Annotated in this window: 8 protein-coding genes; 3 read left to right on the top strand and 5 right to left on the bottom strand. The window is 40.7% G+C overall.

The genetic code is table 11. The annotated features are described in order from the left end of the window. Positions 1 to 78: 78 nt before the first annotated feature. On the top strand, positions 79 to 975 hold the full coding sequence (locus IQ264_RS31185) for a methylenetetrahydrofolate reductase (protein WP_228061948.1): 897 nt from the start codon (positions 79 to 81) through the stop codon (positions 973 to 975). Between the two features lie 94 nt (positions 976 to 1,069). Here IQ264_RS31185 and IQ264_RS31180 read toward each other — a convergent pair whose 3' ends face one another. Further along, the gene (locus IQ264_RS31180) at positions 1,070 to 2,407 is read right to left on the bottom strand and encodes a hypothetical protein (RefSeq protein WP_193986376.1); all 1,338 of its coding nucleotides are present in this window, start codon (positions 2,405 to 2,407) and stop codon (positions 1,070 to 1,072) included. A gap of 96 nt (positions 2,408 to 2,503) precedes the next feature. On the opposite strand from IQ264_RS31180, the gene cysC reads away from it, so the two are divergent. Continuing rightward, positions 2,504 to 3,034 carry an adenylyl-sulfate kinase gene (gene cysC / locus IQ264_RS31175; protein WP_193986382.1) on the top strand — a complete coding sequence of 177 codons (531 nt, stop codon included), beginning with the start codon at positions 2,504 to 2,506 and terminating at the stop codon, positions 3,032 to 3,034. Between the two features lie 126 nt (positions 3,035 to 3,160). On the opposite strand, the gene IQ264_RS31170 is transcribed toward cysC, so the two are convergent. Beyond that, positions 3,161 to 3,376, bottom strand: coding sequence for a hypothetical protein (locus IQ264_RS31170; RefSeq protein WP_228061947.1), 216 nt, complete (start codon positions 3,374 to 3,376; stop codon positions 3,161 to 3,163). A gap of 182 nt (positions 3,377 to 3,558) precedes the next feature. On the opposite strand from IQ264_RS31170, the gene IQ264_RS31165 reads away from it, so the two are divergent. Continuing rightward, complete coding sequence (locus IQ264_RS31165) at positions 3,559 to 3,759, top strand: hypothetical protein (RefSeq protein WP_193986374.1); 201 nt, start codon at positions 3,559 to 3,561, stop codon at positions 3,757 to 3,759. A 76-nt stretch (positions 3,760 to 3,835) separates the two neighbouring features. On the opposite strand, the gene IQ264_RS31160 is transcribed toward IQ264_RS31165, so the two are convergent. The 3 genes from IQ264_RS31160 to IQ264_RS31150 all read right to left on the bottom strand — a co-directional run bounded on the left by IQ264_RS31160 (position 3,836) and on the right by IQ264_RS31150 (position 5,827). Then, positions 3,836 to 4,615 carry a photosystem II S4 domain protein gene (locus tag IQ264_RS31160; protein ID WP_193986371.1) on the bottom strand — a complete coding sequence of 260 codons (780 nt, stop codon included), beginning with the start codon at positions 4,613 to 4,615 and terminating at the stop codon, positions 3,836 to 3,838. 143 nt (positions 4,616 to 4,758) lie between these two features. Next, positions 4,759 to 5,322 (bottom strand): GNAT family N-acetyltransferase, encoded by a 564-nt coding sequence (locus tag IQ264_RS31155; RefSeq protein ID WP_193986369.1) that lies wholly within the window; start codon positions 5,320 to 5,322, stop codon positions 4,759 to 4,761. Further along, positions 5,315 to 5,827, bottom strand: coding sequence for a hypothetical protein (locus IQ264_RS31150; RefSeq protein ID WP_193986367.1), 513 nt, complete (start codon positions 5,825 to 5,827; stop codon positions 5,315 to 5,317). Before IQ264_RS31150 ends, IQ264_RS31155 begins: the two co-directional genes overlap by 8 nt. Between the last annotated feature and the right edge of the window lie 53 nt (positions 5,828 to 5,880).

Below are 5,880 nucleotides of genomic sequence, written 5' to 3'. Positions count from 1 at the left end.
CACCTCTTCCCCCCAGTCCCCAGTCCCCAATCCCTAAAACTAAGGTTTTTCACAATGCACAGTACGCCCCCAAAACCATTGAATTCTTTTCGTAACGCTGTTAAAACAGGAGAATTTTTGATTACTGCTGAAGTCTCACCACCGAAGGGAGGCGATCCAAATTCCATGCTAAAAATGGCGCAACTCCTCAAAGGTCGAGTTCATGCGGTGAATATTACGGATGGTAGTCGGGCGGTGTTGCGGATGTGTCCTTTAGCAGCTTCAACCATTTTGCTGCAACATGGGATTGAACCAATATGTCAGGTTGCTTGTCGCGATCGCAATCGCATCGGATTACAAGCCGATCTCATGGGTGCTAACGCCCTTGGGATTCACAACATTTTAGCCCTCACAGGCGACCCCGTAAAAGCAGGAGATCATCCCGACTGCAAAGCAGTTTTTGATTTAGAATCTGTGCGTTTGTTGCAATTAATCAACAAAATGAATCATGGTTTTGATTGGAATGATAAACCTTTAACAGATGGGGCGACAGATTTATTTGTCGGTGCAGCTGTCGATCCGCAATCCCATAGTTGGTCAGGTTTACAGCGTCGCTTTGAGCGAAAAATCCAAGCAGGGGCGCAGTTTTTCCAAAGTCAATTAATTGCGGATTTCGATAAACTAGAAAAGTTTATGAATCAGATTGCTGTAGGTTCTAATAAACCAATTTTAGCGGGAATTTTCCTAATTAAATCAGCTAAAAATGCCGAATTTTTAAATCGCTGTGTACCGGGGATTGAAATTCCGCAATCGATTATCGATCGCCTAGCCTCCGCCAAAGACCCCTTGAGAGAAGGAATGAAAATTGCCGCCGAACAAGTGCAAATGGCAAAACAAATTTGTCACGGAGTTCATTTGATGGCAATTAAACGAGAAGATTTAATTCCCGAAATATTGGATATGGCAGGAATTGCACCTCTAGCAAAAAGTGTGTGAGGTCATGCCTTAAGTTTGTTGTAGCGACTTTAGTCGTATTATTTACATCAAAGGACTAAAGTCCTCACAACAAACCAAGGGATTCAAGTGTTTTCTAATTTCCAAAAGAAGATTTCTCCATTTCCTTAAGTTTTTTCTGAGCAGATTGCATCAATTCTTGTGCTTCCTTGTAAACTGTTGTTCCAGTTTGCACCTTTTGTAATTCATAAATTATACTTTGAATTTGGCTAATCATTTGATTGCGATCGACTCTTCCAGAATTACTAGCTAATAAATTTTCTATTTCCCGTTTTGCTGTCGTTAATGCAGCAACAGAACTTTCCTCAGCTTGTTGCCTAATTTTCACAATTCCCAAATTACCTTGATAAGTAATTAGTAACTTTTGTGCTTCTAAATAACCCGATTCTTCTAAAGAAATTTTCTCTAATCTATCGATCGCTTGATCCCACAATTTTTCTACTTCTTGCCATTCCGCAGCACTATGAGGTGGATTTTGTCCTTTAACAGCCGCAGCCATTGCAAATTGTCGCGCTGCATCCATTAAAGTGCCAGTACGTTCATTTTGAGTAGCTAAAGTCGAAATTTTCCGAAAATCTCGCTCATAAGCTGCTATTTTCATTTGTGATCCTCTACCAGCTAAAGTTTCTTGGGGTAATTGTTGCAATTGATCTAAAGCAACTTGCCAAGCGGCGATCGCTTTTTGGCGTTCTTCCCAAGTTTTCGCCCCATCATGTTGCTGTTTCGCTGTATTTAAAGCTTGTTCTCCCTGTTCTAACAAAGTTTGAGCTTGCTTTTCTTGAAAAACTTTTGCTTCCATTCGCCCTACATTAGCACGCGCTGAGCGAAATTCATCAAGAGTAAAATTCCATCCAAACCAAAATCTATATTGCGGTTGATAGCCTAAAAACCAAACAGGTAAACCATCCAAATGTTTTTGTGCTTGCTTTACCTTTTGTTCTCCTAAAAGCAAATCTGCTTGACTAGTTGCTCGATTAACTAACTGATCTGCTTGTTCCACCAGCACGATCGCTTGGCGATAATCATAATCCATTTTCATGTAACTAGGTAGCAGCAAAATTGGTGCAGTTCGTGCCACAGGCCAACGAATCATCGGATAAGGTAAATTTAAGACCCAAACTGTACCCGCAGCAACACCTGTAATTCCCACCACCCATTTGATTGTATGCCACGCACCCGGAGGACGATTAGCTTTAGCGGCCTTTTTCAGAACTTTATCACTGAAATTAGGGAAAACATCGCTAATGGTATCACGCAGTTCTTCATAAGAAGCCAGATTACCATCTTGCTCTCTCAATCTATTTAATCTTTTAAATACAATATCTCGCTGTACTTGCAACAGAGCATCTTTTCCCGCACACTTTTCCACTTCCGCACGTAAAATTTTCCAAGCGCGATCGTTTAAACGAGACATAATCAGCACCTAACCACTAGAATTATTATTCCCACCTAACTCAGCCAAAATTTAAAGTAAAATCAATTGCCGGATTTTTTTATGGGACAGATACAGATGAAGCGACGCGGTGTTACCGTATGGTTTACAGGTTTAAGTGGTGCAGGGAAAACTACAATCAGCAAGGCGGTAGAACAAGAATTGCGATCGCAAGGATATTTAGTAGAAGTTCTCGACGGTGATATTGTGCGTCAGAACTTAACCAAAGGTTTGGGTTTTAGTAAAGAAGACAGAGATGAAAATATTCGCCGCATTGGATTTGTCGCACATTTATTAACTAGAAATGGTGTAATTGTTTTAGTTTCTGCGATTTCTCCTTATCGAGAAATTCGTCGAGAAGTAAAAGCAAAAATTGGTGATTTTGTTGAAGTTTTTGTTAACGCACCTCTAGAAGTTTGCGAAAAAAGAGATGTTAAAGGATTGTATAAAAAAGCCAGAGCTGGAGAAATTAAACACTTTACCGGAATTGATGACCCTTACGAAATTCCTACTAATCCAGATGTAGAATGTCACACAGATATAGAAACAGAAGCCGAAAGTGTAGCCAAAGTTTGGCAAAAACTACAAGCATTTGGATATCTGGATTAAGTATTTATTAGTTCTGTAGTAATTATTTGTGCTTTTGCACTAATTACTACTCCCATTAGGCTCTGTTTTTCAACAAATTTACAAGTCTATAAATTAGGGTAACTGGACTTTTTTATCTATAAATTGTTAACCTGCCAAATCCACTAAAGCGTCTCGTTTAAACCTCACTGTGTGAGACACTGAAATGCGATAATGGTCAGAAGTGAATACTGATAGCGTAATGTTATTAGTTTGACCAGAATCCAAAATGCGTTTCACTGTACAGATCTGCATCTTATTATTGCAGTAAGCAATGATGCGATCGCCCATCTTAATATCCAACGCTTGTATTTTCAAGTTCAATTCAACCTCATCAAGGACTTGGCTTACTTAGCTGTATTTAGCAGTACTTTTGCTATCAAGCCCGCGATTTACGATTCCTGTTTACCATACCACATAAATCAAAAATTCCCTATTTCTATCGATAGACGTACTCCTTGTCAAGGGGACTTATACTTAAAGCCCGATAATATTGGTTTTTTAAGATGCTAGTTTTATTAACAACTTCGATCGCATTGCCCCTCGACCCGATCGATGGTCGCCAGCTACGAAGTATCCCCACAATTGACAAGTCTATGAGCGATCGGCATACTTGTCTTTGTTGCTCAAACACTTTACTACGCCATATCCGCAGTGGAGGGATTTACTGGCGTTGTAGCCACTGTTATCAAGAAATGCCTGTTTAAAAACATTGCGATGATGGATAATTGTAAAAACTGAGAAAAAAGCATTATTTTTTAGGTCTTGATTTTTATTGAGGATTTACATATACCTCGTCATTTGTACACGATAACGGTCTTTTTTTGTTACCGCAATTTCCCCAACTTCTAAACGTCCTTTGCCGCGAATTGCGACTAAATCACCCGACTTTAATTGATAACTAGATTGGGTGATTTCTTTCCAATTTACTCGCACATCACCACCATCAATTAAATCGACCATTTTGCTGCGAGACATTCCAAAACCCGCAGAAGCGATCGCATCTAACCGCAAAGAAGCTTCCACCGTTGTTAACTCTTTCTTCTTCGGTTCTTTGATTTTTAATTCGCTAATTTCAATCCGTTGAGTTCGCACCGGGACCGATCGCACTTGTTCCAAATGCGTCTCTAAATATTCCACCATTTCAGGAACTACAATTGCTTGAGCACCTCTTTCCCCCAAAACAATCAAATCACCAGTTTTTTCTCGATTAATTCCACACCCCAACATTGCGCCTAAAAAATCTCGGTGAGTTGCCGGATCGAATAAGAAATTACCAGCTATTTCCAAAGCCGCAATTTCTACTTGGGAGACATCTAGAGGGAGTTCGGAACGTGCGATCGCTAACCGCTGTCTTTCCGCCTGGGGATAACCACCCCAAGCCAACAAATGCACTTCCGTCAACTTACTAAACATCCGTTGAACTTCTGCCAACTCCGGCGGCGAAAGAAAGTCAGAAAACACAATTTCCCAAGTTTTAATTGCCTGTTGGGCTAAATCAATTATCCTAGCCGCACAGTCTCGATTTTCTACGCCTTTTAACAGTTCTTCTCTAGGTAACATCTGCCAATTTTAGATTTTAGATTTTAGATTTTCGCTTGATTGATTAGGGGCTTCCATTAATTCAATTATCCGATCTTGTAGGGCAGGCATCTTGCCTGCCATCACCCCTGACAGGCAAAATGCCTATCCTACAATTAAATTCGTTATTTTTTTATCTGCAAGTCTCTTAACTGCCATTTCCACACTTGGGTATTGGGGAGTTCGGGGACTTCTACTAAGTGTAAACGCTCCATGCCTAATTTTTCTAGAATTCGCACTGAAGCCAAATTATCGATCGGACAATGAGCAATCAATCTCTTTAATTCCGGGTGTGAAAAAGCCCAATTTACCAAAGCTTGCACCGCCTCAAAACCATAACCTTGATTTCGATAAGCAGCAAACACCTCATAACCAATTTCTAAACTTCCCGACTCATCAGGTTTACCACCAAAACCCAAATCGCCAATTAAAGTATTTTCCTGAGTCTGAATCATCAACCAAACACCCCAACCCAAGCTTGTGGGATCATCCACCAGCATTTGAGCATACATGGGTAAAAAATCTTGCACCTCCGTTTTTTGCCAATCTTTCGGTACACCCGCCCCCAAAATTTCAGCTACTAGCGACGGATTAAAAATACTCGCTTCCGCTACATCCAAAGGGCATGGAATTAACTTTAAGCGTGGGGTTTTGATTTGCAAACTGCTGGCAGGATGATTTTTAGACATTTGGTTCAACGTAACCTTGAATATTTTCTGGTTCAAACTGACGGAGAATATTAGTAGCTCGGCGCGTCACAGTTTCCGAACCTTTCACTACAATTAAATATTTACCAGCATTTAAACGATTGCGATAGGGCAAAGCATCACCGCCGCCAAAAATTAAACCAGTTCCCCCACCAGCAAAAATACTGCCCATTCCCCCACCAAAAGCCCCTAAAAGCCCACCAATTAAATGATTGCCGACTTCACCAGCCCAAGCAAAAGTGTTTAAATTAGTCAGTAGGCTGAAAGCCCCACCAGCGACAAAACCAAACGGCACTAACCAAAATGCCATGAATTTCGCTTGTTTAATTGCTTGTTCCTTGGGATCAATTAAACCAAACTCATCAGCACTTTTGTATCCCCTGCCTAAGATGGTAACTTTATCCATCGCAAAACCTTCTTTTTCTAAAGCAGAGTAAGCGGCTTCCGCCTGAATGCGATCGCCCAAAACGGCAACGAGATAATTCATAGACCTAACAAGATTGGTTACTTCTAACAGAGTAGCAGTGAAGAGGGCAGGGG

This window comes from [Phormidium] sp. LEGE 05292, from assembly GCF_015207735.1.
Lineage (GTDB): Bacteria > Cyanobacteriota > Cyanobacteriia > Cyanobacteriales > Aerosakkonemataceae > Floridanema.
The sequence above is the reverse complement of the archived record's forward strand: the minus strand, read 5'-3'. Positions and strand labels throughout refer to the sequence as shown.

Coding starts and splice junctions, on each gene's coding strand:
- IQ264_RS31160 (WP_193986371.1), bottom strand. CDS start 4,615: ATGTTACCTAGAGAAGAACTGTTAAAAGGCGTAGAAAATCGAGACTGT.
- IQ264_RS31150 (WP_193986367.1), bottom strand. CDS start 5,827: ATGAATTATCTCGTTGCCGTTTTGGGCGATCGCATTCAGGCGGAAGCC.
- IQ264_RS31155 (WP_193986369.1), bottom strand. CDS start 5,322: ATGTCTAAAAATCATCCTGCCAGCAGTTTGCAAATCAAAACCCCACGC.
- IQ264_RS31165 (WP_193986374.1), top strand. CDS start 3,559: ATGCTAGTTTTATTAACAACTTCGATCGCATTGCCCCTCGACCCGATC.
- cysC (WP_193986382.1), top strand. CDS start 2,504: ATGAAGCGACGCGGTGTTACCGTATGGTTTACAGGTTTAAGTGGTGCA.
- IQ264_RS31180 (WP_193986376.1), bottom strand. CDS start 2,407: ATGTCTCGTTTAAACGATCGCGCTTGGAAAATTTTACGTGCGGAAGTG.